This is a genomic window from Rhodopseudomonas sp. (assembly GCF_048594845.1).
In the GTDB taxonomy this organism is placed as follows: domain Bacteria; phylum Pseudomonadota; class Alphaproteobacteria; order Rhizobiales; family Xanthobacteraceae; genus Rhodopseudomonas.
Genome location: NZ_JBMDXE010000159.1, coordinates 12,904 through 38,015, shown reverse-complemented (window position 1 = coordinate 38,015; position 25,112 = coordinate 12,904). Strand labels below are relative to the sequence as shown.

Below are 25,112 nucleotides of genomic sequence, written 5' to 3'. Positions count from 1 at the left end.
GGTCTCCTGCGCCTCGGCGAGGCCGAGCAGGTCGTGGCACTGTTCCGCGACCACTACAACATCCCGCTGGTCCACCGCGAGGCGTCGGACCTGTTCCTGGGCAAGCTGGCCGGCGTCACCGACCCGGAACAGAAGCGCAAGATCATCGGCAAGCTGTTCATCGACGTATTCGACGCCGCGGCCAAGGTGGTCGGCGGCGCCGACTTTTTGGCGCAGGGCACGTTGTACCCGGACGTGATCGAGAGCGTGTCGTTCACCGGCGGCCCGTCGGTGACGATCAAGTCGCACCACAATGTCGGCGGCCTGCCCGAACGCATGAACATGAAGCTGGTCGAGCCGCTACGCGAACTGTTCAAGGACGAGGTGAGGGCGCTCGGCCGCGAGCTCGGCCTGCCCGACGTCTTCGTCGGCCGCCACCCGTTTCCGGGCCCCGGCCTCGCCATCCGCTGCCCCGGCGAAATCACCGCCGAAAAACTCGACATCCTGCGCAACGCCGATGCCGTCTACATCGACCAGATCCGCAAGGCCGGCCTCTACGACAAGATCTGGCAAGCCTTCGCCGTGCTACTCCCGGTCAAGACCGTCGGCGTCATGGGCGACGGGCGGACTTACGAATACGTAGTTGGCCTGCGCGCTGTGACTTCGACGGACGGCATGACGGCGGACTTCTACCCGTTCGAGATGAGTTTCCTCGGCGCGACGGCGACGCGGATCATCAACGAGGTGAAGGGCGTCAATCGCGTGGTTTACGACGTGACGAGCAAGCCGCCGGGGACGATCGAGTGGGAGTGAGATGGGGCAGGTCGCGCCGATATCGCGGTTTGACAATTTCGCCGCCGATTAGCTGTTGTTCTGGCCGCATCTTACTTCTTCGACCACTCTGACCTACACTATTTTTCAAATGCGTTCTGCTTCGGAAGTAGACGTCGTGGTTTCGGGTATAAAGCCGATCCGGTCGCCGGGGCCCGCCTCATCTCCGGCAAACCATTCATAGTGCACAGTGTGAGCAACGTCCGATGGGGGTTCTTTGTTTTCAACAATCACCACCTGAACGTCGCCAGAAATGCTCTTGAGTGACTCCCAAAAGGCGACCTCTACGCTTTGGCTTACAGTGGTATCCGCACCACGGACGCCAGCCCCCCGCTTTTTGTAGCTTGTTAGGGGAGAGTCGATAATTACAAACCCTGGATGAGGCAGGCCCTCTCTCTGGCAGTAACGGACGAGGGCGATCACAAAGGCGGAATACAGGACAGCTCGCACTCCCTTGCCGTGAGACTGTCGAGTCTGACCGTCCACCTTGATATCATAAGCCTTTTGGTCGAACTCGACCCTGCCTTCACCGTTCCATTTCCACTCACCGAGAATGGCCTCGATTTCCTTGCATAGGGCATTTAAGGAATCGCCAGGTAATTCTTCCCATTGCCTCTTGCCGCGACTATTGCCGGCTGAGGTCTCTTCAATCCTCGCTTTGAGTGAACGAAGAGTCTCAGCCTGCAGAATGTCGTTGCGGGTAGTCTCCAATTCCAGGCGCCGGGCGTTCAGACGGTTCAGCTGTGCGGTGCTATTCGCAATTGCAGGTTGAACAATTTCAGTCAAGCGCCGCTCGGCAGAGAGGAATGTATCTTCTGCTATTATGCGCTCAGCGTTGCGCGCCTCTCGACGCCGCTTCAAGCTAGCGATCGCATCATCAAGATCGCGACGCTGGGCGAGGATTTTGGCCGCTTCTGCGCGGGCCGCGATGTATATGTCAGCGCTGGGCTGAGCGATTTTGTGGGCATGATCCTCGTTCATGCTCTGACCACAAAGCGGGCATGTCACTTCCTGCAAACTGCTAAAGTAATGGATACCTTCCGATACGAAGTCCAACCGGTCTAAATCCGAAGTATAATGTTCTGAGAGAAGTTGATATCTTGTCAATAATTGGTCAATCGCGAGGAGTTGCGTTTCTGCCTTTACCCTGACGGCGGCTGCGTCTTCGCGTTCTTGCATCAGCGTAATGCGCGTGTTCTCGACTACCAATAATCCATCAGAGACCCGAGTTATCGCTTCGTCGATCTTGTCGATTGAGTCGTCCGCGGGCTCAGTCGTATTTCTCTGAATGCGTTGTTCGAGCGGCGCAAGAAGGTCGTTGATAAGAGCTAATTGGCCATTGAGCCGTGCGACGGCAATCGCCTTTCTTTCTGTTGCAATCACGCTCGAGTCATCTTTCCCCGAGAGCATGTATGCAAACATGCGTTTCCGTGCGGTGTCGTCGAAGCGCGGCGTTCCAAGAACCGGCGAGTTCTCTTCGATCACGGACACCTCATCGACGATGATGATGGGAAGAAATGTCCGTATGGTGAGCCGTTGGGTTTCTCCATTGTTGTTTTTGCGCAATTGAGCTTCGGAAATGCCTGCGAACGGGAAGAGGATGGAGGTTACGTCGGGCGCTTTGCTAAGGCCGCGCCTGCGATTAGCAATGGTCTCTCCGCCGTCCACTATCGAGGCGATAGGGCATTTGTGAGCAGAAAGATCGCCGCCTGAAAGGCTTCGAACGAGAGAAAGGTATTCTCCTGCCGAGTTTTGGAATTCGACCGAGAGCTTCTCATACGGCTCAGCTTGCGGGATGCGCTTCTTTAGTTCGTCCGCACCAAATATGTAATCGAGGCAATGGAGCAAGTAGCTTTTCCCGGTGTCCGACTCTCCGGCAATGACATTGGCTCCGGCTCCAAATTTCACGGACGCGTCCTGAAGTCCTTTGCCGCTCAGTAAGATTTCTCTAATTTGGAGCATTATAGTTCAAGTTCCTTGATGGCGGATAATCGTTCAAATTCCGCGCCCCAGCGACCGATGTTTTCGGTCATATAGCGTTCCAATTCTGCATCTGAGTAAGTTGCAAATCTATTCACGACCCATTTAGCGCGCAACCGCAAGGCCGCGGCATAGGAGGAGGCAAGTAATTCTAGGAAGGGGGCAGTCAACTTTGTCGCTCGGAAGCTGATGCCGGTTGTGTCGAAGCTTTTGTCCAACAATTCTCTTGCGAACATTGCGTCTAGACCGATCCGAACTAGCTCGCGTTTTACAAGCAATTCACTACCTCGATACGGTACTGCCGGATGGAGGCTTGCTGGACCGTCAGCGACGTCGCCAGAGTGCACTAAGAGATAGTCGTATGATACTAAGCGCTGGAGATCGAACGACCGGCCGTCCGCTTGGTTCAGCGCGAACAGTAGTCTCAAACCGGATTCAATCGGCGTATTAAAGGGGCGTGGTTGATGGGCCGGTCGGCTCATTAGTCGCACCAGTGTACGCGGCCGGCGTTTGCCATTTGATGGCACATTCCTTCACGATCGTTGGGGAGGACGTGAGGCTCTAGCACGTGCCTGCTCAATTGCAGGGCCTGCGAGGCTTTGATCGTGGAGATAAGCCGTTGGTAGCCATCAGGCTCCCCAGTATGCCAATGATACAGGCCGTCAACAAATTCTTCCAACAGGGTCTCGAAGAAGGCTTCATCAGCCATTTGGTCCCGAGCAAGCTCTTTGAGACCCTCGGCGTGATAGAAAGTCAGGCGTGAGCGATCGAACAGGCGCTTGTGTCTATCGGAATGTGCAAAATCGGCTAAAGCCGACACCGATTGACCTAGATCTGCCGAGATGACGGCAAGTAGTTGGGTCACGTACTCATTCTCCCCTGGAGCAACCGCGGAAGGTGGCTCGGGCGGTTTGGGGCGTTCGATGAGAGGTAGACCGAAAACGGTGAGGTGGTAACGTGTCTGCGCGTGTTCATTGATCAGATCGAGCGGCTGTTTTGCCCTAAAAGCGGTGAATGGAATTTTCTCGATGTAGCACTTTAGTTCTGGGGTGAGATCGACTGGCTCTTTGCGAACTTCCGTTCTGATATATTTGTCCCAATTGTCGATGACGAACTTTCGCAGCGCTTCAGGTTCGTCCAGCAAATCTTGGAAGGGGGAGGTCACCCCCTTATGGGTGATAAAATGATACTCGTGCGGAAAGCTATAGTCGCCGCGGTGGCTATAAAAGACAACTTTGCCAATTTCCGCGGCTGCGGTCCCGGCCCCGAGTGCGGAGCCATAGTGCTTACATTGATAAAGGGTCCATCTGCGCTTTAGGGTCGTATTAGGGTCTAGCCAGGCAATGACATCGCGCCCTTTATCTCCTGCTCCCCCGCGCTGCTGAACTTCGATGATGCTAGGAACTTTGACAGCAAGGTAACCGCAGGCCCACTCTAGGGTAAATCGTTCAAATTCTGACGCGCTGAAATTAGCTAGTCGGTCGAGTGGAGCAACGGGAAGACCCAGCCCTAAACCCAAAAGCCTCGCGTTAGCGCCGGGCCATGGCGTGGGCGCCTTTAGGCGTTCTGTTCGGCTGATGGTTTTCTCGTTTTGAATAGTTGTCACGCAAGAACCCTTGGTGAATAGCTTTTAAAAATGCAATCCTAGGTAAGTTTCTATCTTCAGCCAAGGGGCGTTAGCTACTCTTCCTGGACGGCCTAGAATATGATTGAGGTCAAACGGCCGCTGCACCGGCCTTCGTTCGCGTCGTCCCAGGCCATTGTCTAGCGAGATTTGAGACGCTTTGGGCTCCGGTCCGAATGTCCGAATCGGAGCCAACCAATCCCGGCGGCGTCTGCCAACACCCGCTCACCCCGCCGTCCTTGTCCCGCCCTTCATTTCCCCGCCGACTGTGCTAAGCGAAGCGCCTTGTGAGGCGATGGACTGATGCGGAGCATTTCGAAGAGGGCGGTTGGTGGCGTGGTCGCGATGGTGGTCGCGCTCGCGAGCCAGAGTGCCGATGCGGGTGGCTGGGACACCGTGCACAGGTTCGTGCATCGGACCGGCAATTGCGGGCCCGGCAAGGAGGTGATGGCCTCGATGTACTCGATCGGAACGCGGACCAGCAGCGGGGAACCGATGAGGCACGACACCCTCACGGCGGCGTCTCACGACTACCCGCTGGGGACCAGCGTCACGGTCGTCAATCCGGTGAACGGCCGCACCTGCCAGATCCGCATCAACGATCGCGGACCGTATGGAAAGTCGCGCGAGACGGGCGTCAAGATCGACTTCGCGCCCGGCGCGGCGAAGTGCCTGGGCATGCGGGGCACGCAGTACGTCTGTCTGCCGGGTGACGACGCCATCGAACTGGCAGGTGTCCCGCGGATCCTCGACGGCGGCACGATCGACATCAACGGCACGAAAATCCGGCTGCAGGGCATCGACGCGCCGGACAGCGATCAGGTCTGCGTCGACGAAAAGGGCACGGGGTGGACCTGCGGCCTTGCGGCGCGCGACGAGCTGATCAAGCGCTTCGGCGACAAGCCATGGACCTGCCAGGTCGCCGGCCGCGACAAGGTCGGCCGATCGCTCGGCAGTTGTGCGGTCGGCACCGAGAGCGTTGCGGACTGGATCGTGCGCTCAGGGTGGGCCCTGGCGGTCTCCGGGTCTTTGCAGGCCTACGAGTCGTCGGAGGCGATCGCCCGCGAGGCGCAGGCGGGCCTGTGGTCCGGCGCGTTCATCGCACCTGCAAGCTGGCGCGATCGAAGTCGTCGCACCAAGATCGTCGGGGCCGACAGGGCGCCGAGCTCCGCGACAGAGATCCTGCTCGGTGCCGCGTCCACGGCCGACCCGCCGTCTCCGGACTGCACTATCAAGGCGAGTTTCGGCTGGACCGGCAGGTGCACCGCCCAGCGACCGGGTGGCCGGTCCTACGCCAAGCTCAAGATGGGGCCAGGCAAGCGCTGGTTCTGCAGCGTCCAGGAAGCCGAGGCGGCGGGCTGCCGGCCTTAGCAAGCAGTTAGGCCATCGGCAGGCCGGCGACCTGGCGATGGGACTGCCGCATATCGCTCGGCCATCGCCCGCGCCATCTCCGCCATCGCTTCCCTCAGCTCGGCGGGCTCCAGCACTTCCGCTTCCGGCCCGAGCCGCAGCAGCTCGGCTGCGGCGTGCCAGGACGTCGTGCCGACCGGAATCCTTGCCACGCGCCAGCCGTCGGCGTCCGCCCCGTCGTCGAGCTGCGTGCGGGTTCTGACGTAGGGCTGGCTCAGCGCATTTAGCAGCTTCACGCCGAGCGGGGACAGCCGGACAGTGGCGATGTTCGGATGAAGCTCGGCCTCCATGCGCAGCGTCGCGCTTTGCCAGTAGGCGACGAGATCGAAATCGGCCGGGCGCGGGAAGCGGTCGTCCAGCGCGGTGCAGTCGAGCACGCGAGCGATGCGATAGGTTCGGACGCTGCCGTCGACCTGTCCGGCCAGATACCAGCCGCCGCCTTTCAGCACGAGGCCGAGCGGCGCGATGCGCCGCTGCTTCTGCCCGCGCCAGCTCTGGTAGCGGATATCGAGCAGCGTCCCGCGCAGCACCGCGCCGGCAATGGCGCGCAGGTGCCTGGGCTCTTCGGCCTCGCTGAACCAGCCGGGCGCATCGAGGTGGAAGCGCTCCTGCATGCGGCCGGCGTCTTCGCGCACATTCGCCGGCAGCGCGGCCATCAGCTTGTTCTGTCCGGCGATCATCGCGGCATCGAGCCCGAGCGCGGCGGCGGGGCCGGGCAGGCCGGCGAGGAACAGGGCGCCGGCCTCGCTCTGCGACAGGCCGTTCAACCGCACCCGATAGCCGTCGAGCAGCCGATAGCCGCCGTCGGCGCCGCGGTCGGCATAGACCGGCACGCCGGACGCGGCGAGCGCGTCGATGTCGCGATAGATCGTGCGCACCGAGACTTCGCAGGCCTCGGCCAGGTCCGGTGCGGTGGCCCGGCCCTTGGCCTGCAGGGTGGTGAGGATCGACAGCATCCGGCTCGCGCGCATGATTCATTGAACCATACCTGACAGAAGATGTCAGGTATGGGCTGTTACGACAGTCGCCTCGCAAGCTGGCCGATGGAGACCGCCGTGACCGATCCGAACCGACTGACCCTGTTCTCTTCGCCGCAGACCCGGGCGACCGGCATGCGCGTGCTGCTCGAGGAGCTGGGCGCGCCGTACGACCTGCATGTGCTGAACATGAAGGCCGGCGAGCAGCGCCAGCCCGGCTATCTGGCCATCAATCCGCTCGGCAAGGTGCCGGCGATCCGCCGCGGCGATGCGCTGGTCACCGAGCAGGTCGCGATCACGATCTATCTGGCCGATCTGTTTCCGCAGGCGTGCCTCGCGCCATCGCTGGATGATCCGCTGCGCGGCCCGTATCTGCGCTGGATCGCGTATTACGGCTCGTCGTTCGAGCCGGCGGTGGTCGACAAATTCATGCAACGCGAGCCGGCGCCGGTGGCAATGTCGCCCTATGCGGACTACGACACCATGCTCGGCGCGCTTGCAGCGCAGCTTGCGAGCGGGCCGTATCTGCTCGGCGAACGCTTCACCGCCGCGGATGTATTGTGGGGCATGGCACTGAGCTGGACGATGAACTTCGGGCTGGTGCCGAAGACCGACATGTTCGTGGGCTATGCCGAACGTGTCACCGCGCGGCCCGCATTCCAGCGCGTCAACGCGGCCGATGTCGAGATGGCGGCGCAGCACGCCGCCGCTGCTGGTGACTAACCGCTATCGCCGCTGAAGCGCAGCATTGGCGGGACGATCACGACCGTCCAACGAATGCGGCGAGTTCGTCCGGCGTGCCGGCCGGAAACGCCTGCTTGAGATAGGCGAGAAACGCCGACACCCGCGCGCTGAGTAATCGCCGTGACGGGTAGAGCGTCCACAACGTGATGTCGGGGGCGTCGATGTCGCCCCAGGCCACGAGGGAGCCGTCGGCGAGATCGTGGCTGACCAACGACAGCGGCAGCCGTCCGGCGCCGACCCCGGCCCGGACGGCGTCGCGCGCCATGATCAGCGACGACACCGCGAGCGCCGGCTCGATTGCGAGCGTTGAGCGGCCGTCTTGGGTCTTCAGCGTCCATGGCTGCCGGTCGCCTGCCGAACGAACGACGGCAGGCGCTGGACGATTGCCTTCAGGCCGAGGGAGCCGGGGGCTGGCGACGGCCAGCAGCCGGTCGCGCAGGAAAATCCGGCCGACCAGATTGTCGTCGGGGTCCGGATTGACGCGTATGACCAGGTCGAAGCCTTCCTCGATCATATCCACCGGGCGGTCTTCGGTCGTGACTTCGAGCCGCACCTCCGGATAGCTCAGCGCGAAACCGGCCGCGATCTTGCCCATCGCGGTTTGCGAAAACAGCAGCGGCGCGCTGATGCGGAGCCGGCCTCTGGGCTTTTCGCCGCCGGCCGCGATCGCCGCCGCGGTCTGCTCGAGCTCCGCGAGCAGATGGCCCGCGCGTTCGTACAGCGTCCGGCCTTCCTCGGTCAGCTTCAGCGTCCGACCGCCGCGTTCGAACAGCCGCAGCGCCAGCGCAGCCTCGAGCTCCGCGACCCGCCGGGACAGCGTGGCTTTCGGACGTCCGGCAGCCCGGGCGGCGCGACCGAAGCCACCATGCCGGGCCACGAGGGTGAAATCGGCTAGGGCGAGGAGGTCCATATCGTTCCACCAGTGGGACAGATCGTCCAGATATACCGTCTATCGGCTTGAATGTGGATCACTCATTTTCCGGATGTCTTCGAACCCCAACCCACGGAGAGATCCCATGACAATCCTGATCACCGGCGCCACCGGCCGCGTTGGCCGCCATCTCGTTCAGCAGCTCGCCGCCCGCGGCGCCAGCGTCCGCGCGCTGGTGCGCGACCCGGCCAAGGCCGATCTTCCGGCCGGCGTCGAGATCGCCAAGGGCGATCTGCTCGACATCGACTCGCTGCGCGCCGCCTTTGCCGGCGTGAACACGCTGTTCCTGCTCAATGCCGTGAGCGGCAATGAATTCACGCAGGCGCTGATCACGCTGAACATCGCCCGCGAGCAGGGCATCGAGCGCGTGGTGTATCAGTCCGTGCTGCACGCCGACCGTTTCGTCAACGTGCCGCATTTCGCGGTGAAGTCCGGCGGCGAACGGATGCTGACGCAGATGGATTTCAGCGCCACCATTCTGCGGCCCGCTTACTTCATCGACAACGAAACGATGATCAAGGACGTCGTCCTGAACCATGGCGTCTATCCGATGCCGATCGGCAGCAAGGGGATCGCCATGGTCGATGCGCGCGACATCGCCGAGATCGCGGCGATCGAGCTGATCCGACGCGACCAGGCGCCGGCAAAGCTGCCGACCGAGACCATCAATCTGGTCGGCCCCGATACGCTGACCGGCGCCAGCGCCGCGGCGATCTGGTCCGAGGTGCTCGGCCGCCCTGTGGTCTATGGCGGCGATGATCCCTCCGGCTTCGAGCAGAACGTCGCGAGCTTCATGCCGAAATGGATGGCCTATGAGATGCGGCTGATGGCCGAGCGTTATGTCAGCGACGGCATGGTGCCCGAGGTCGGCGACGTCCAGCGCCTGACCAGAATGCTCGGCCGTCCGCTGCATTCCTATCGGCAGTTCGTGACTGCGCTGACCGGACAGGCCTGAGCGCGCGTCACTCGCCATCCAGCGAACGCAGCGGCATCGGACGGAGAAACCGGATGCCGCTGTGTTGCTGGAGGTTCGTAGATCTCAGCGCTACGACTCGAAGTCGATGACGATGCGGCCCTGAATGTCGCCCTGGTGCATCCGCTCGAAGATCTGGTTGATGTTCTCCAGCCTGTCGGTCGCGATTGTCGCCTTCACCTTGCCGTCGCCGGCGAAGTCGAGTGCTTCCTGCAGGTCCAGCCGGGTGCCGACGATCGAACCGCGAACCGTGATGCCGTTCAGCACAGTGTCGAAGATCGACAGTGGGAAATCGCCCGGCGGAAGGCCGTTCAGCGACACCGTTCCGCCGCGGTCGACCATCGCCAGGGCCTGTTCGAACGCCTTCGGCGAAACCGCGGTGACAAGGACGCCCTGAGCGCCGCCGACGGCTTTCTTGACGAAGGCGGCGGGATCCTCGTGCCGGGCGTTCACCCCCAAGGTGGCGCCGAGCCGGCGTGCGAGGTCGAGCTTGGCGTCGTCGATATCGACCGCGATGACGTTCAGTCCCATCACCTTGGCGTACTGCACCGCCAGATGCCCGAGGCCACCGATGCCCGAGATCACCACCCAGTCGCCGGGCTTGGTATCTGTGACTTTCAGGCCCTTGTAGACGGTGACGCCGGCACACAGGATCGGCGCGATATCGACGAACGAAACGTGGTCGGGCAGATGGCCGACATAGTTCGGATCGGCGACGACATATTCGGCGAAGCTTCCGTTCACCGAATAGCCCGTGTTCTGCTGCTCCTCGCACAGCGTCTCCCAGCCGCCGAGGCAGTGTTTGCAGTGGCCGCAGGCGGTGTAGAGCCAGGGCACGCCGACGCGGTCGCCTTCCTTGACGTGCTTGACGTTCGCGCCCACCGCCGCGACGTAACCGACACCCTCGTGGCCGGGAATGAAGGGTGGCTTCGGCTTGACCGGCCAGTCGCCGTCGGCGGCGTGCAGATCGGTGTGGCACACGCCGGTCGCGGCGATCTTGACGAGGATCTGGCCGGCGCCCGGCGTCGGCACGGTTACTTCTTCGATTACCAGTGGCTTGCCGAATTCGCGGACCACGGCGGCTTTCATCGTTTTGACCATGAGGAGTTCCCTGACGTTTTGCAGACGGAGTGCGCGGCGCCTCGACGGACGCGTCGCGCGAAGGATCGCATCGCCGGCCGGATCGTCGTGGCCGGCGGCAGGCCGTGTCGCTAGAACCTGGCGTCGATATCGACGACGTCGATCAGCTTGTGGTTCACGAATTCCTTGAGGCCGAGGCCGAGCAGTTCGCGGCCGTAGCCGGAGCGGCGGATGCCGCCGAACGGCAGGTCCGCCTCCACCTTGGTCGGGTGATTGACGAACACCATTCCGGTCGAGATCCGCCGCGCGACCTCGGCGCCATGCTTCGGGTTTGAGGTGAACACCGAGCCGCCGAGTCCGTAGGGCGAGTCGTTGGCGATGCGCACAGCATCGTTCTCGTCGGCGGCGCGAAACAACATCGACACCGGGCCGAAGAACTCCCAATAGCGCGCCGGATTGTCTTCGCCGAGGTCGGTCAGGATCGTCGGCTGCACGAACGCGCCCTGATTGGGGACGGGCGGCCCGACTTCCTCGGCCTTGGCCCCATGCGCGACCGCCTGACGGATGCGGTCCTTGATCTCGTCGGCCGCGCCCTGCGACGACAGCGGCGCCAGCGTCGTCGCCGCATCGAACGGATCGCCGGCTCTCAGCTCCGCCACGCCCTTGCGATAGCGTGCCAGGAACTCGTCGTACACCTCGTCGACGATGATCATCCGCTTCGACGACACACACACCTGGCCGCCGTTCCAGTGCCGGCCGAACACTGCCCACCTGACGGTCTTGTCGAGGTCGGCGTCGGCCAGCACGATGAAAGCATCGGCACCGCCGAGCTCCATGGTGGATTTCTTCAACGCCTTGCCGGCGAGGCCCGCGATGGTGGCGCCGGCATCTTCCGATCCGGTGAGTGCGACGCCGTGCACGCGCGGATCGTTGATGATCGTCTCCACCTGTGAACGCGTCGCGTAGAGGTTGATGAACGCGCCGCTCGGCAGCCCGGCCTCGCGCATCAGTCGCTCGAATGCCGCCGCGCTTTGCGGAACGTTGGACGCGTGCTTCAGCAGCATCGTGTTGCCGGCCGACAGCTGCGGCGCGATGATCCGCGCGATCTGGTAGTACGGAAAATTCCACGGCTCGATCGCGAGCAGTACGCCGAGCGGCTCGCAGACGATCACGGCCTCGCCCTCGGCCGGATCGGCGACGGGCAATTGCTCGGGGGCGAGCAGGCGTTCGGTGTTGTGAACGTAGTACTCGAAAATCCTGGCGGAGAGCTCGACCTCGGCCTTCGCCTCGACGAACAGCTTGCCCATCTCCAGCGTCAGCAGCTTGGCGTAGTCCTCCGCATCTCGCCGCAGGAGGTCCGCGGCGCGCTGCAGCACCGCGCCCCGCGCGGCGAACGACATTTCGCGCCAGGCCAGAAACGCATCATGCGCGGCATCGATCGCCTGTGCGATCTCCTGATCGGTGGCATTCGGGAAGGTCTTCAGAGTCTCGCCCGTGTACGGAAAGGTCGTGGCGTAGCTCATTGGCTGTTCCTGTTCGTGGACTACGACGAAGCGTGTGGGCGTAACGTGTCGGTCCTGGACGGAAGCCGATATTGACTTGCGTCAAGCTCCTGCGAACCGCTGCTATCTCCCGAATTCGACGCGTGTCGTCGTCACAGGTTTGCCTCAACTTTTCGCGGCTCAGTTGAGTGCTGTCGTGGTGCGCGACTGATCGTCGAAATCAGATGCAGGTGAGCCTCACGCGGGCAGGATCGCGTGTCTACCTTGGTCAACTACGTGTGTCTCGCGCGCCACCATTGCGCGCCGCGATGCCCGCGCGATGATGACTAATCGAAGTGAGAAGAGGGCGCTGCAACCGAACCGCCTCCTGCGCAGGGCTGAAGATGTCAGCGCTATGACAGTGCGCCGCCAAGATAAGCGGACACGATCACGTGAAGCGCGGAGAATCTGCTGCAACGGCCGCGGCCTCGGTCGCGGTAGAGCACTGCTGGCCGGCTTCGACTGCCGGTCTATCCGTGTATGCTGGCTCGATCCGTTTGAGCCTTGCCGGAGAAGAACGTGGATCCGATCTCGGCCGTTGCCGCATTCACCGCCGCCGCAGCGCTGTTGACCCTCACGCCGGGCCTCGACACCGCGCTGGTCCTGCGCACCGCCACCGTCGAAGGCGCCAGGTCCGCCATGGCGGCGGGCGCCGGTGTCTCAGCGGGTGTGCTGGCCTGGGGCCTGCTGGTCTCGCTCGGACTCGGAGCGTTGCTGGCGTTGTCGGAGATCGGTTACCGGGTGCTGCAGATCGCCGGCGCGGCCTATCTGATTTGGCTTGGGGGCCAGATGATCCACGCGGCCCTAAGGCGCCATCCCGCCGCGCCACTAACGGCGGAGCCGGCCGGCGGCGAGGGGCCGCATGCATCTCCCGCCGGCTGGTTCTGGCGCGGCATGGTGACCAATCTGCTCAATCCGAAGGTCGGCGTGTTCTACGTCAGCTTCCTGCCGCAGTTTATTCCCACCGATGTACCGGTGGTCGCGTTCAGCGTCGGCCTTGCGGCCATTCATGCGACGATGGGTTTGCTCTGGTTCGCGGCGTTGACGGCGGCGACGCGTCCCCTGGCGCGCCTGCTGCGCCGCCCCGGCTTCACACGCAGCATCGACGGGCTGACCGGTGCCGTGCTGATCGGCTTTGGCCTGAGGCTGGCGCTGGAGCGGCGAAGCTGAGGAATACCTGCGCGCTCGGACTCAGACCTGCGCCAGAGCGAAGCCGTAAATGATCATGCAGGCGCCGTGCGGGCGTTCCGCTGCGAGCTGCCTGGCGATCTCGACGACGGAGCCGCGCACGACACGCATCTCTGGCGACCCCAGGCTTTCGACGACGGCCGCCGGCGTCGATGGATCAAGGCCCTCCGCGAGCAGGCGCTCGACCAGCGCCGGGAAGGTCGCCTTGCCCATATAGATACAGGTTGTCGCCGCCGGGTCGGCCAGCGCAGCGATATCGAGGTCGCCGGGCAGGCGGCCGTCGACGTCGTGACCGGTCACGAGCTGAACCCGGCGCGCCACGCCGCGCTTGGTCAGAGACGCACCCAGGGCCGCCGCAGCCCCGGTCGCAGTGGTAATCCCAGGCACGATCTCCACGGTGATACCGACGTCGCGCAACGCGCGCAGCTCTTCGTCCGATCTGGCGAAGATCGTCGGATCGCCGGCTTTCAGCCGCACCACACGTTTGCCGGCCCGCGCATAGGCCACGATCAGCCTGCTGACCTCGTCCTGCTTGGGCGAGGGATGGCCGGCGCGCTTGCCGACGGCGACGAGTTCGGCCTCGGAGTTGACGAAGGACATGAAGTCCTCGCCGGCGAGATCGTCGTACAGCACCACTTCGGCCGCCTGCAGCCGCTGGATCGCCCGCAGCGTCAAGAGATCGGCATCGCCGGGCCCGGCGCCGACCAGCGCGACGCTGCCGGGCGGGAAGGGTGAGGTCGGAGAGCCCGGGATCACGCGGCAAGCTCCTGTGCAGTGTCGATCAGATGGAAGAATGTACCGGTGACGTGCCCCCGACGGCTGCCGGTTTCAGCAGTCGCGGCACCCGAGGCGTCCCGGATGCTGGCGAGCGGTTCGTCGCCGACGGAGAGCACGCGCGCATAGTGATATTCGTGGCCTCGCAGCACGGCGCCTGCGGGATGGCCGGCGGCTGGTGCCTGCAGCGTCGCAACGCGGTAGCCGAGATGCAGCTTGCGCTGTGCGAAGTCGGTTTCTAGGCCGAGCAGGCCGGCCATGGCGTGGCGCGCTCCGTCGGCATCGATCAGCCCGGAGCCGAGTACCATGTAGCCGCCACACTCCCCGTGGACTGCGCGCGTTTCGGCGAAGCCGCGCAGCCCTCCCATAAATCGCGAAGCCGCAGCGAGGCGGCCGGCGTGGAGTTCGGGATAGCCGCCGGGCAGCCAGGCGGCATCGCAGCTGTCGTCCGGCGCTTCGTCGGCAAGCGGCGAGAACGGCACGATATCGGCGCCGGCGGCGCGCCAGCCGGCAAGCAGATGCGGATAGATGAAGGAGAACGCGTCGTCGCTCGCCAGCGCGATGCGCTGGCCCGGGGGCGCAAAGGTCGGCGTCGCCGGCGTATCAAACCGCGCGGGCTGCGCGGCCCGTTCGAGCGCGGCAAGATCGATGCCTTGCTCGGCCAGAGTTGCCAGCGCCTCGAGCCGTTCGCCGAGTTGCGCATGCTCGCGCGCCTGCACCAGACCGAGGTGACGGTTTTTGATGGACTGGCTGGTGTGGCGCGCCAGTGTGCCGAGCACCGGGATCGGATGCGCGGCGAAACCGGCGCGGACCAGCGTTTCGTGCCGCGCGCTCGCGACGTTGTTGAGGATGACACCCGCCACCCTCACATCGTCCCGATAGCGCGCGAAGCCGAGCGCCACAGCGGCGGCGGACTGCGACTGCCCGGCGACGTCGATCACCAACACTACCGGCCAGCCGGTCGCCGCCGCGATGTCGGCGGTTGCGCCATGCCCCCACGCGCCGGCGTGACTGCCGCCGTCGAACAGACCCATGACGCCTTCGGCGATACAAAGATCAGCGCCGGTCGCCGCGCCGAGAAGCGCGGCAACGCGGCCGCGAGTGAAGGCCCAGGAGTCGAGATTGTAGCAGGGCCGGCCGGCCGCGGCGGCATGGAACGCCGGGTCGATGTAGTCCGGCCCGCATTTGTACGGCTGCACGACGCAGCCGCGGCGTCGCAGCGCGGCCAGCAGCGCCAGCGTCACGGTGGTCTTGCCGCTGTTGGTCGACGGCGCAGCGATGATCAATCCGCGCGGATGAGTGCGGCCGTGGTTAGTCACAGGCGCTATCGTCCTGTGCCGAGCGTCGATAGCGACGGTCGTAGCCGGCATCGTACAGCGCGCTATCGCGGAAATCGGTCGCGGCCAGGGATGGGCCGACCAGGATCAGCGCGGTGCGATCGATACCCGCTGCCGTCACCTGCGCGGCGATCGATGTCAGCGTGCCGCGGATGATTTGCTCCTCGGGCCAACTCGCGCGCACGACGACTGCGACCGCGCAGTCGTCGCCGTAGTGTGGGCGCAGCGTCGCGACCACCTTGTCCAGCACATGCGCCGACAGATGGATCGCCAGCGTCGCGCCGGTCGCCGCATAAGCGTCGAGCGTTTCGCGCGGCGGCATCGCCGAGGCGCGGCCTGAGGTCCGCGTCAGCACCACGGTCTGCGCGACTTCGGGAAGCGTGAGTTCGCGGCCCAGCGCCGCCGCAGCAGCGGCGAACGACGGCACGCCTGGCGTCACCGTATAGGCGATGCCGTGCGCTTCGAGCCGCCGAATTTGCTCACCCATCGCGCTCCACACCGACAGATCGCCGGAGTGCAGCCGCGCAACATCGTGGCCGGCTTCGTTGGCCGCAACAAACTCTGCCGTGATGGCGTCGAGATCCAGCGGCGCAGTGTCGACGATGCGGGCGTTCGGCGGGCATTGCGCGATGAGTTCGCGCGGCACCAGCGAGCCGGCATAGAGGCAGACTGGGCAGCGCCTGACCAGATCTTGCCCGCGCACGGTGATCAGGTCCGGCGCGCCGGGGCCGGCGCCGATGAAGTGGACGGTCATCAAGTGGTCTCCTCGATCGCGACCGCAGCGGTAGCCTGGCGGTCGCGCGATACCAGGCGGGACACGGTAAGGCGGGCAGTCGGGCCGGCAGCTGCCAACGCAGCCGCTTCGCAGACGCTGCCGACGCCGCGAGCGCGGTGGACTTGCTCTGAATGAGTGTTGATGCGCGCCGAGGCCTGCTGCAGTGTTGACGCATCAATGGCGAGGCAGGGCAGAGCGGCGGCTTCGGCCGCAGCGATCAGCGGTGGGTACGCGCTCTTGTCCGTCGGTGTCGCGAGCAGCTTTGGCTGCGCGGGCGCCGCGGCATCGCGCGCCGCAGCGATGACTTCGGCGATCGACGCCTGCGGCGCTGCCGGGCGAAATCCGAGGCCGATCACCACGCGCGTCATTTGCGGACGCTCCACTGCACCACCGGCATTGCGGCGCGCCACGCGGTGAGGCCGCCGACCGGAGCGGCGCGCTCGACGCCGAGCCGCAGCAACTCGCCGCCGTGGCGCGCGTGCCAGGCGATCAGCAGCGCTTCGCTCTCCAGCGTCACGGAGTTGACGACCAGGCGGCCGCCCTGCGGCAGCGCCTGCCAAGCCGCGTCGAGCACGCCAGGCCTGCTGGCGCCGCCGCCGATAAATGCGGCGTCCGGCGTCGGCAGATCAGCAAGCGCCTCCGGTGCCTGCCCGAGCCGCAGATCGAACTGCGGCACGCCGAGCGCCTCGGCATTGGCGCGCGCGTTCGCCAGCCGATCGGCGCGCGCCTCGATGCCGATCGCGCGATTACTCCGCGCCGCGAGCAGCCACTCGATGCCGATCGAGCCCGAGCCGGCGCCGATGTCCCACAACAGCACGCCGCCGATCGGCGCGAGGCTCGACAGCGTCAACGCGCGCACCTCGCGCTTGGTGAGCTGGCCGTCGGTCTGAAATAGCGCATCGCGCAAGCCGGCCGTGACGGGAATGATTGCGGCGTCGGGTTCTGCCGCGACCGCGATGCCCAGCGCGACTGGCGCGGAAATATCAGGAAACGCGAGGGCGGCGGCTGTGGCTCGGCGAACGCGCTCGCGCGGCCCGCCGAGCGCTTCGAGCACGGTGAGCTGCGAGCCGCCGAATTTCGACGTCGTCAAATAGGATGCGATCTGCGCGACCGCTGCTCCGTCGCGGACCAGCACGATCAGCCGCGTTTTCGGCCGCAGATGGGGCCGCAGCGCCGCGATCGGCTGCGCGTGCAGGCCGAGCGTGATCGTGGTCTCAAGTCGCCAGCCGAGCCGCGCTGCGGCCCAGGAGAACGTCGACGGAGCAGGGAACGCGGTCCATTCGTGGGCAGCAAGATGATCCGCCAGAACGGCGCCGGCGCCGTGCCAGAACGGATCGCCGGAGCACAGCACGACAACCTTGCGGCCGCGTTGCGCCAGCACATCGGGCAGCGAGTCCGCGAACGGCACGCGCCATGGCAGCGATGGCTTGCCGAGTGCGCTCACCATCGCCAGATGGCGCTCGCCGCCGACCACCAGCTCGGCCTGTGCCAGCAGCGCGCGTGCTTTCTCCGAGAGGCCTTCGAGGCCGTCCTCGCCGATTCCGACGATGGACAGCCATGGCGCGGCTATGTCATCGCTGAGCGCCATGGCACCTCGCTCCGACAAGCTCCTGCGCGTGTTGATCCTCGGCGGCACTGCCGACGCGAACCGGCTCGCGGCGGCCGTGGCGGCGGAACCGCATATCGACACGGTGCTGTCGTTCGCCGGCCGCACCGAGACGCCGAAGCTGCCGCCGATCCCATCGCGGATCGGTGGTTTCGGCGGCGCCGCCGGATTGATGGATTATTTGCGTGCGGAGCGGATCGATCGCGTCGTCGATGCGACGCATCCGTTCGCCGCGCAGATGAGCCGCAACGCGGTGGAAGCCTGCGTCGCAACTGGAGTGCCGTTGCTCGCCCTGGAGCGCGCGCCGTGGCAGCCGCGGAGTGGCGATCGCTGGATCGAGGTCGACGATCTGCCGGCAGCGGCGATCGCGCTCGGCGGGGCGCCACGCCGCGTGTTTCTCGGCATCGGGCGGCAGAACCTGGATCTGTTCGCTGATTATCAGCAGCACAGCTATCTGGTCCGGCTGGTCGATCCACCACGCGGGCCTCTGCCATTGTCGCAGGTCGAGGTTGTGGTCGCGCGGGGACCGTTCGATCGCACTGCCGATCGGGCGCTGCTCGCCGCGCATCGCACCGAGATCGTGGTTGCCAAGAATGCCGGCGGCGATGCCGCGGTGGCGAAGATCGAGGCTGCGCGCGATCTTGGCTTGCCGGTTGTGATGGTGCGACGGCCTTCGATCCCGCCGCGGCGCACCGTCCCCAGTGTGGCCGATGTGATGGACTGGCTTGTTCACGACAGCACCCCGACCGAGCGCGGCGTGTAGACAAAGCGCGTCCCGTCGGCGCGTTCGATCACGCGGGTTTGCGAGGATCCAATCATCACCACGGTGCGCATATTGGCGCGGTCCGGCTGCGCGTCGCCGAGCGGTACGACGTCGATCCGTTCCTGCGGCGCGCTCACCGCGGTCGCGAAGATCACCGGCACCGAGGCAGGATGAATACCGCGCAGCAGCGTGAAGGCGGCTTCGAGCTGCCACTGCCGCGCTTTCGAAATCGGATTGTACAGCGCGATGATGAAGTCGGCCTCGGCCGCGGCGCGCAGCCGTTTCGCGACCGTGTCCCACGGCTTGAGATTGTCCGACAAATTGATCGCGCAGAAATCATGGCCCAGCGGCGCGCCGATCCGTGCCGCCGCGGCGAACATCGCGCTGACACCCGGGAGCACGCGGATATCCAGGTCGCGCCAGGACGGCTCGCCAGCCTCGACCGCTTCGAACAACGCAGCCGCCATCGCGAACACGCCGGGATCCCCGGAGGAGACGATGACGACCCGCCGGCCTTCAGCTGCGAGCCGGAGTGCGAACGTAGCGCGGTCGATCTCTTCGCGATTGTCGGAGCTGTGCCGGCGGACGTCCGGGCCTGCCTCGACGCGCGCCACATAGGGTGCGTAGCCAACCAGGTCGGTCGCGGCGGCGAGCGCGGCCCTGACTTCCGGTGTGATCAGTTCGGGCGCGCCGGGCCCGAGACCGACGACGATGAGCGAGCCGCTCATGGCCGTCGCCCCTGGCCGTGAACGAGGATCATGGAGAAGTAGGGCGCGTCGTCGGTCGGCTTGTCAGCAAGACGCAGCACGGTCTCGCCGGCCATTGCGCCACGTTCCACGTAGATGGCGCGGTCGAGCAGACCGACGTCCTGCAGCACGCGCCGCACTTTCGGCAGGTTGCGGCCGAGCTTCATGATCACCACGGCGTCACCGGTGCGGACCACTTCGGCGAGCCGGTCGGCGCGCAGCGTGGCAGGCACCACGCACAATACGTCGTCGCCGTAAGTAATCGGTGTACCACTGGCGGTCCAGCAGGCCGCCATGCCGGAGATGCCCGGCACCACCACGACCGGCACGGCGCCGACCAATCGATCGTAGAGATGCATGAACGAGCCGTAGAGAAACGGGTCGCCTTCGCACAGCACGACCACGTCGCGGCCATCCGCGACATGCGCCGACAGCCGCGCGACGCATTCTTCGTAGAAGCTGCGCAGCGTCGCCGCATAGGCGGGATCGTCGAGCGGAATTTCCGTCGTCACCGGATAGTCGAGCGGCTCCTCCACGACGCCGTCAGCCAGCATGCCATTGACGATGGTGCGCGCGTGACCGGCGCGGCCGGCCTTGCGGAAATACGCGACGACCTTGGCGGCGCCTACCAGCCGTGCGGCGCGCACGCTCATCAGGTCCGGATCGCCCGGGCCGACACCTACGCCGTAGACGGTCGGTTTGCTCATTCGCGTTCGCTCGCGAGCGCGTTGATCGCGGCGGCGGCCATTGCGCTGCCGCCGCGGCGGCCTCGCACCACGACGCAGGGCGCCGGCGCGGCCTCAAGCAGCGCTTCCTTGGACTCGGCGGCGCCGACGAAGCCGACCGGAATGCCGATAATCGCGGCGGGCTTCGGCGCATCGGGCTCGGCTAGGATTTCCAGCAACCGGAACAGCGCGGTCGGCGCATTGCCGATCGCCACCACCGCTCCGTCGAGCCGTTCTCGCCACAGTTCGAGCGCGGCCGCCGACCGCGTCGTGTTGAGTTCGGCGGCGAGCCCCGGCACGCGCGGGTCGCTCAGCGTGCAGATCACTTCGTTGTCGGCCGGCAAGCGTTTGCGGGTGACACCATTCGCGACCATCTGCGCATCGCACAGGATCGGCGCGCCGGCCCGCAGCGCAGCGCGGCCTGCGGCGACGAGATCGCCATGAAAGACGATATCGTCCGCGACATCCACCATGCCGCTGGCATGAATGATCCGCACCGCGATGATCTCGGCGTCGGGCGCAAAGCGTGCGAGTTTGGCCTCGCCGCGGATGATGGCGAACGACTGGCGATAGATCGCATCACCGTCAGTCTCGTAGACGTAGTTCAACGTGCTTCTCCGCGGATCGGTTCGTGCGGATCGCAATCGATCTGTGCGTCGGAGGCCGGGCCAGCGAGCCACGGTCCGATCGACAGGCCGGCGGCCAGCGATAATTGGGTGAGGACCGCGCGGGCGGACCGCGCATCCGCGCGTCGGCACAGCGCAGCCAGTCGGCGCAGGGTGGTGCGCGGCAGGTTGGAGAGCGTGTCGAGCGACGGATCGGTTTGCTCAGTCGCAGCGACGACGGCGAGGGCAATCCGCCGGTCGTGCGCGCTGGCCGCAACGGCTTCGACGCCCCGTCGCCAATCGTCGAGGCCCTCCGGCAGATGGATCAGTACGCCGCGTGCGGTGGCGATAGCGGCGTGCAGCGGTTCTTCAGGATGCGGCACGAGACGCTGAACCTTGGCCAGATACAATGTTGGCAGATCGCGGCCGCCGCCGTGCCACGCCAGCGCGTAGCGGGCCAACTCGGCATCCGAGCAGGAGATCACGACGAGATCGGCTGGACGCGCGACCGCATGCGCCGGATCAGATCCGTCGCGATCATCGGACGTGACAATCGTGAGCGCCATCGCGCCGTTTCCGTCGGTTGATCATCGCGCGTTGCGATGATGCGAAACCGGCGAACGGACCTGCACTCCGAACGGCCGAACTTCACCCCGGAACACCCCGCCCGGAATGGCGTCAATCAGCAGGCGACGGCAGGTCTCCTGGCTCACGGGTCGTCGCCAGCGCAGCCTTCCCGGAGGATCCAGTGGCGTGTTGCAATGGCTCGCCGTTCACAGTTGCGGGGGCAGCTTCGGCACGTCGCATCCAGTCAGGATGGCGCTTCCGATATTCCCTCTTCGTCCCGTCCGAAGACAGGAACCGTCGGCGGAGCGATGTTTGATCTGAAAACCACAGGGTGTCAATCGAGCTGACCGTCCGGCCCGCAGCCGCAACCGTGCAATAATTTCGCGCGGACTTGCGATGGATCAACACGTGCCGGCGATCGGCCCCGAACCGATCAGTCCCCGCGCTTGCGCCCGGATGGCCTCGCCGCTGCCGTTTCGGCGGCTGCCCGCAGCAGGGCCGCCGCCCGGAACGGCGCGTGGATCGCCTTGGTGAAAGGCAGCACCAGAAAGAACCCGAACACGAGACCGAGATGTGCCGTCAGCGATAGGCCCATCGCTGCCGTGCCACGCAGTGCCAGCACGGCGAGACCGCTGAGCGTCACCAGCGCGAGCAGGATCAGGAAGGCGACGTTGAGCTGGACTTCGTGCGGATCGGACGGCTGCTTGTCGGCGCGCCGTTCGAGCGACAGCAGACCGCCGATGCCGGCGAGCATCGCGACTCCGCCGATAGTGCCCAGCATCACGGGGAGGCTCAGCAAAGGATAAGGCGCGAGCCAGCCGAAGGCGTGGTGATAGATCGCCGCCACGATGGTCGAGAGTACGGTGCCGAGGAAGCCGGCGACCATGACGTGGTGGGCGATCCTGCGCTGCTGCGACGGGCGCTCATCGACATCGTTGCATCCCGGCCCGCCGCCGCCGAGATGGCGCAGCGTCGTGATGTCTCGCAAGGCCGGGCGCAGTGCGCCGAGGATCGCGCTTGCCGGCAGCGGCGGCGCGATCGCGCGCCAGTAGCGCAGCGTCGCGAGCGCGATGCAGAGCACAGCCCACAGCAGCGACGCGCCGGCGGCCCCCGCCATCAGCGGCCATGGCAGCACGCGATAGAACGCGCCGGCGCGATCATCGGCGACGAAGAGTTCGGCCGGAGAGGCTGAGAGCAGCACGGCGGCGAGCGTGAACAGCAGCGCGGCGCCGACCACGACAGCGATGCTGAGGAAGGGGCGGCGGAATGCACGGCCCAGCGCGGCGGGCCATAGATAGTCCGCGTAGGATCGCTGACGGAGCGCTGCGAGCGTCGCCGGCAGATTGATGGCGAAGGGATGCGGCGGCGTGTACTGGCACACACTCCAGCAGCCGCGACAGTTGTGGCAGAGATTGGAAAGATAAGCGAGGTCGCTGAGTTCGAAGCGGTGCTGATTGTCGATCGCCGGAAACACCGGACACAGGCCGTCGCAATACATGCAGGCTGTGCAGATTCGAAGCTGGCGCTCGGCCTCGGCGGTCGGATCATCGGGCGACATGGCGTGCCGCCTCCTCACCGGCGAGACGGCCGAACACGGCCGATAGCGTGATGCCGAGGCCGGCGAGATAACCGCGGCGCAGCACATTGGCGGCCATGATCATGCCGGCAGCGTAGAGGCCGTCGCGGGAGCGTCCGTCCGCCCACACCACCCGCAGCCGGTCGTCCACGGCGACGCCGTGGTGCACGAACGTGATGCCGGCGCGCATCGGATAGGCCGCGAACGGAGCGCGTACAAGCCGGCCTGCGCTGGCCGGCGGCGCGGCGTTGAACGAGGCGACTGCGGCTTCGAGCGTCGCCGGATCGCAGCCGAGCGCCACCGCGAGAGACGCGATCGACTCCGCCACGATCGGCGCAAAGGCCTGGGGTGCGGCGCGCTGCAGGCCGTCGGCATCGAGGATGAGGTGGGCGGTCTGGTCGGTGCAAGCCGCGATACGCGGACCCCAGCGCGCATAATGCGTCGGCTCCTGACCGGCCCCGACGGCATCGATCCGGGCGCCCGCGGGATCCACCACCATGCCGAAAGGAATCGCGGTGATCCGGGTGACGATGCCGCCGTCGAAGCGCGGGCCGCGCGCGTCCACCGCCACCATGTGGCAAACCGTGGGGTCGCCGACCGCGCCTGCGCCCAACCCGATCAGATGATCCAGCATCCGTCCGTCCGCGTGAGGCGTTCCGCGCACCATCAGGCCGTCGCCGGCTTCTCCATGATGCGCACGGAGCCATGCGGCATCCCCGCCGGGGCCGCCGGCGCAGACGATCACGGTGCGCGCTTCGATCACGGACTTCCCCGGCGCGCTGCCCGCGACTTCGACGATCCATCCGTCGCACGCGACGTCGCGAAGCGCACGAACCTCACTGTCACTGCTGGTCGCGATGCCGAGCGCGGCGGCTTGCCGGTACAGCGCATTGACCATCGCCTTGCCACCGCCGAGCGGAAACACGGTGCGGCGCGAGTAGGGCACCACGCCGAGCGACGGTGGCTGCATCGCGACGCCGTGCTCGATCAGCCATGACACCAGCGTCTCGGAGCCGGCGATCATGCGTTCCGTCGAGGGGTGGTCGGCCGTGCCACCGGTGACGCTGTCGAGTTCGGCGCGGAATTCAGACGCCTGATAGCTGTCCGGCACGTACGGGGTGGGCTCGCCGTGCACGACCCGGAAGTTCCGGGCATGGCGCGCGTTGCCGCCGCGCATGGCGAAAGGCCCATTGTCGAGCAGGCGCACCGAGACGCCGCTGCGCCGCGCGGCAAGCGCCGCGCAGAGCCCGGCAATGCCGCCTCCGACCACCACCACATCCCAACACGAACTCACCGCGACCCCAGGTGACTGTTCCCATGGCCCTTGCATCGCTCGCGCCGGGCGGCGCGGGCGTTGGGCGCTCCGTCTTAGGGCCCGCGTGGCTGCCGCTGTCAATCGCGGCGATGCTCGCCACTCACTCGGTGCGGATCTTCAGCTTGGTCGAACCGGTGTAGCCGTAGACGCTATGGAGCAGCGTCAGGATCTCGGTGGCGATCGCGGCGTCGGTTAGCGTGAGCGGATAGCTTTTGCTGTAGTTCGGGGCGCGCCCGGGTTCGGCATAGCCGGCTGTGGTCAGGCGTGCGATCTTGTCCGGCGTCAGCACGGCGGTCAGTGCCGGCCAACTCTCGGCCGACTGTGCCTCACAATACAGCGCCACGGGCGGTATCTCCGGCATGCACTGGATGTAGCCGATGCCGCTGTCGAACACGACATAGACCTGCTGCGTGGCGTTGATGCGGAGACGCTGTATCTCGGCGGTCGTACTCGGCCCGTACAGCGTGAGCAGCGCGGCCAGCGTCTCGGTCCGCTGCGGTGTTTCCGGCGCCTTGTAGGAGCAGCTCAGCAGGGCGGTGGGCAACATCGATTTGGCGTCGTTGATCATGCCGGCGAGGTTTTGAGACGGCCCATTGCGCGGCGGGCAGGGCATGTCGACCACCCAGGAGGTGCCGAATTCGAGGTCCGGGATGTTGATCGCATACGCCTCGGTCAGCGCCTTGAGCACATGATCGGCGATCTGTGCGGTCGGCATATCGCCGGGAAACGTGCGCGTGTAGTTACCGAACGCCGGATCCAGCACCCAGCCGAGAGCGACGAGGCGCGACTGACGCTCTGCATTCAGCACCCGCGCGAGTGAAGGCTGCAGCGTGACGCCCGCGGCCTCGCAGCGCATGTCGCGATTGGCCAGCCGGCGGCACTGCACGTACTTGTTGCCATCCCAGATGGTGGCGTAGCCGACGCGGTCGGCTCTGACGAGGGTGGTGATGTTCTGCAGCGCGGCGTCGATCCGTTCGGTCGGTGATTGCGCCGCTGCCGGCGCCAGACCGGCGAGATTCAGCAGCGCGACGACGAGCGCCACGCAAAGTCCGCGAACTCCCATCG

Annotated in this window: 25 protein-coding genes and 1 riboswitch; of the genes, 6 read left to right on the top strand and 19 right to left on the bottom strand. The window is 65.7% G+C overall.

All coding sequences use genetic code 11. The features are described 5' to 3' along the window. A partial coding sequence (guaA, locus tag ACOJTD_RS09850) for a glutamine-hydrolyzing GMP synthase (RefSeq protein ID WP_420132740.1) occupies positions 1-792 on the top strand: 792 nt, incomplete at its 5' end. 105 nt (positions 793-897) lie between these two features. Here the strand turns inward: guaA and ACOJTD_RS09845 are convergent. The 3 genes from ACOJTD_RS09845 to ACOJTD_RS09835 are packed head-to-tail and all read right to left on the bottom strand — an operon-like array spanning position 898 to position 4,396. Continuing rightward, on the bottom strand, positions 898-2,718 hold the full coding sequence (locus ACOJTD_RS09845) for a hypothetical protein (protein ID WP_420132739.1): 1,821 nt from the start codon (positions 2,716-2,718) through the stop codon (positions 898-900). Between the two features lie 53 nt (positions 2,719-2,771). Next, entirely contained in the window at positions 2,772-3,272 is a 501-nt protein-coding gene (locus ACOJTD_RS09840) for an ABC-three component system middle component 2 (RefSeq protein ID WP_420132738.1), read from the bottom strand. Then, positions 3,272-4,396 carry an ABC-three component system protein gene (locus ACOJTD_RS09835; protein ID WP_420132737.1) on the bottom strand — a complete coding sequence of 375 codons (1,125 nt, stop codon included), beginning with the start codon at positions 4,394-4,396 and terminating at the stop codon, positions 3,272-3,274. Before ACOJTD_RS09835 ends, ACOJTD_RS09840 begins: the two co-directional genes overlap by 1 nt. 363 nt (positions 4,397-4,759) lie before the next feature. Between ACOJTD_RS09835 and ACOJTD_RS09830 the strand changes: the two genes are divergently transcribed. Next, the gene (locus ACOJTD_RS09830; protein ID WP_420132736.1) at positions 4,760-5,785 is read left to right on the top strand and encodes an RlpA-like double-psi beta-barrel domain-containing protein; all 1,026 of its coding nucleotides are present in this window, start codon (positions 4,760-4,762) and stop codon (positions 5,783-5,785) included. Here ACOJTD_RS09830 and ACOJTD_RS09825 read toward each other — a convergent pair. After that, positions 5,782-6,795 carry a helix-turn-helix transcriptional regulator gene (locus ACOJTD_RS09825; protein WP_420132735.1) on the bottom strand — a complete coding sequence of 338 codons (1,014 nt, stop codon included), beginning with the start codon at positions 6,793-6,795 and terminating at the stop codon, positions 5,782-5,784. The genes ACOJTD_RS09830 and ACOJTD_RS09825 overlap by 4 nt on opposite strands. A gap of 84 nt (positions 6,796-6,879) precedes the next feature. Here ACOJTD_RS09825 and ACOJTD_RS09820 point away from each other — a divergent pair, with 84 nt between their 5' ends. After that, positions 6,880-7,524 (top strand): glutathione S-transferase family protein, encoded by a 645-nt coding sequence (locus tag ACOJTD_RS09820; RefSeq protein ID WP_420132734.1) that lies wholly within the window; start codon positions 6,880-6,882, stop codon positions 7,522-7,524. 37 nt (positions 7,525-7,561) lie between these two features. On the opposite strand, the gene ACOJTD_RS09815 is transcribed toward ACOJTD_RS09820, so the two are convergent. Next, the gene (locus ACOJTD_RS09815; protein ID WP_420132733.1) at positions 7,562-8,455 is read right to left on the bottom strand and encodes a LysR family transcriptional regulator; all 894 of its coding nucleotides are present in this window, start codon (positions 8,453-8,455) and stop codon (positions 7,562-7,564) included. Between the two features lie 106 nt (positions 8,456-8,561). On the opposite strand from ACOJTD_RS09815, the gene ACOJTD_RS09810 reads away from it, so the two are divergent. Continuing rightward, a complete protein-coding gene (locus ACOJTD_RS09810) occupies positions 8,562-9,431 on the top strand; it encodes an SDR family oxidoreductase (RefSeq protein ID WP_420132732.1) in 870 nt (289 codons plus the stop codon). A 90-nt stretch (positions 9,432-9,521) separates the two neighbouring features. On the opposite strand, the gene adhP is transcribed toward ACOJTD_RS09810, so the two are convergent. Both adhP and ACOJTD_RS09800 read right to left on the bottom strand, forming a co-directional pair. Further along, entirely contained in the window at positions 9,522-10,550 is a 1,029-nt protein-coding gene (gene adhP, locus ACOJTD_RS09805) for an alcohol dehydrogenase AdhP (protein ID WP_420132731.1), read from the bottom strand. A gap of 110 nt (positions 10,551-10,660) precedes the next feature. Beyond that, positions 10,661-12,052: an NAD-dependent succinate-semialdehyde dehydrogenase gene (locus tag ACOJTD_RS09800; RefSeq protein ID WP_420132730.1), complete on the bottom strand. Its 1,392-nt coding sequence runs from the start codon at positions 12,050-12,052 to the stop codon at positions 10,661-10,663. A gap of 537 nt (positions 12,053-12,589) precedes the next feature. On the opposite strand from ACOJTD_RS09800, the gene ACOJTD_RS09795 reads away from it, so the two are divergent. Beyond that, positions 12,590-13,240 carry a LysE family translocator gene (locus ACOJTD_RS09795; protein ID WP_420132729.1) on the top strand — a complete coding sequence of 217 codons (651 nt, stop codon included), beginning with the start codon at positions 12,590-12,592 and terminating at the stop codon, positions 13,238-13,240. Between the two features lie 21 nt (positions 13,241-13,261). Here the strand turns inward: ACOJTD_RS09795 and cobA are convergent, their stop codons facing one another. From cobA to cbiE, 5 genes are read right to left on the bottom strand one after another with little or no spacing between them, the layout of a single operon-like run. Beyond that, positions 13,262-14,011: a uroporphyrinogen-III C-methyltransferase gene (gene cobA, locus ACOJTD_RS09790; RefSeq protein WP_420132742.1), complete on the bottom strand. Its 750-nt coding sequence runs from the start codon at positions 14,009-14,011 to the stop codon at positions 13,262-13,264. Next, on the bottom strand, positions 14,011-15,351 hold the full coding sequence (locus ACOJTD_RS09785) for a cobyrinate a,c-diamide synthase (protein ID WP_420132728.1): 1,341 nt from the start codon (positions 15,349-15,351) through the stop codon (positions 14,011-14,013). The genes cobA and ACOJTD_RS09785 overlap by 1 nt, the downstream gene beginning before the upstream one ends. Further along, the gene (gene cobM, locus ACOJTD_RS09780; protein WP_420132727.1) at positions 15,344-16,123 is read right to left on the bottom strand and encodes a precorrin-4 C(11)-methyltransferase; all 780 of its coding nucleotides are present in this window, start codon (positions 16,121-16,123) and stop codon (positions 15,344-15,346) included. Before cobM ends, ACOJTD_RS09785 begins: the two co-directional genes overlap by 8 nt. Next, complete coding sequence (locus ACOJTD_RS09775; protein WP_420132726.1) at positions 16,123-16,512, bottom strand: cobalamin biosynthesis protein; 390 nt, start codon at positions 16,510-16,512, stop codon at positions 16,123-16,125. The genes cobM and ACOJTD_RS09775 overlap by 1 nt, the downstream gene beginning before the upstream one ends. Then, a complete protein-coding gene (gene cbiE / locus ACOJTD_RS09770) occupies positions 16,509-17,732 on the bottom strand; it encodes a precorrin-6y C5,15-methyltransferase (decarboxylating) subunit CbiE (protein ID WP_420132725.1) in 1,224 nt (407 codons plus the stop codon). Before cbiE ends, ACOJTD_RS09775 begins: the two co-directional genes overlap by 4 nt. Between cbiE and ACOJTD_RS09765 the strand changes: the two genes are divergently transcribed. Next, positions 17,731-18,513, top strand: a complete 783-nt coding sequence (locus ACOJTD_RS09765; RefSeq protein ID WP_420132724.1) for a cobalt-precorrin-6A reductase — start codon at positions 17,731-17,733, stop codon at positions 18,511-18,513. The genes cbiE and ACOJTD_RS09765 overlap by 2 nt on opposite strands. On the opposite strand, the gene cobJ is transcribed toward ACOJTD_RS09765, so the two are convergent. The 7 genes from cobJ to ACOJTD_RS09730 form a co-directional block, all read right to left on the bottom strand. Then, a complete protein-coding gene (gene cobJ / locus ACOJTD_RS09760) occupies positions 18,480-19,241 on the bottom strand; it encodes a precorrin-3B C(17)-methyltransferase (RefSeq protein ID WP_420132723.1) in 762 nt (253 codons plus the stop codon). The two genes, ACOJTD_RS09765 and cobJ, sit on opposite strands and share 34 nt — an antisense overlap. Further along, positions 19,238-19,966, bottom strand: a complete 729-nt coding sequence (locus tag ACOJTD_RS09755) for a precorrin-2 C(20)-methyltransferase (RefSeq protein ID WP_420132722.1) — start codon at positions 19,964-19,966, stop codon at positions 19,238-19,240. Before ACOJTD_RS09755 ends, cobJ begins: the two co-directional genes overlap by 4 nt. Next, the gene (locus tag ACOJTD_RS09750; RefSeq protein ID WP_420132721.1) at positions 19,963-20,592 is read right to left on the bottom strand and encodes a precorrin-8X methylmutase; all 630 of its coding nucleotides are present in this window, start codon (positions 20,590-20,592) and stop codon (positions 19,963-19,965) included. Before ACOJTD_RS09750 ends, ACOJTD_RS09755 begins: the two co-directional genes overlap by 4 nt. Continuing rightward, a complete protein-coding gene (locus tag ACOJTD_RS09745; protein ID WP_420132720.1) occupies positions 20,589-21,050 on the bottom strand; it encodes a hypothetical protein in 462 nt (153 codons plus the stop codon). Before ACOJTD_RS09745 ends, ACOJTD_RS09750 begins: the two co-directional genes overlap by 4 nt. Positions 21,051-21,265: 215 nt before the next feature. Further along, a riboswitch (cobalamin riboswitch) is annotated at positions 21,266-21,470 on the bottom strand. A gap of 119 nt (positions 21,471-21,589) precedes the next feature. Beyond that, positions 21,590-22,714, bottom strand: coding sequence for a tricarballylate utilization 4Fe-4S protein TcuB (gene tcuB, locus ACOJTD_RS09740; protein WP_420132719.1), 1,125 nt, complete (start codon positions 22,712-22,714; stop codon positions 21,590-21,592). Further along, the gene (gene tcuA / locus ACOJTD_RS09735) at positions 22,701-24,026 is read right to left on the bottom strand and encodes an FAD-dependent tricarballylate dehydrogenase TcuA (protein ID WP_420132718.1); all 1,326 of its coding nucleotides are present in this window, start codon (positions 24,024-24,026) and stop codon (positions 22,701-22,703) included. Before tcuA ends, tcuB begins: the two co-directional genes overlap by 14 nt. Before the next feature lie 121 nt (positions 24,027-24,147). Then, positions 24,148-25,089 carry a TY-Chap domain-containing protein gene (locus ACOJTD_RS09730; protein WP_420132717.1) on the bottom strand — a complete coding sequence of 314 codons (942 nt, stop codon included), beginning with the start codon at positions 25,087-25,089 and terminating at the stop codon, positions 24,148-24,150. Positions 25,090-25,112 lie beyond the last annotated feature (23 nt).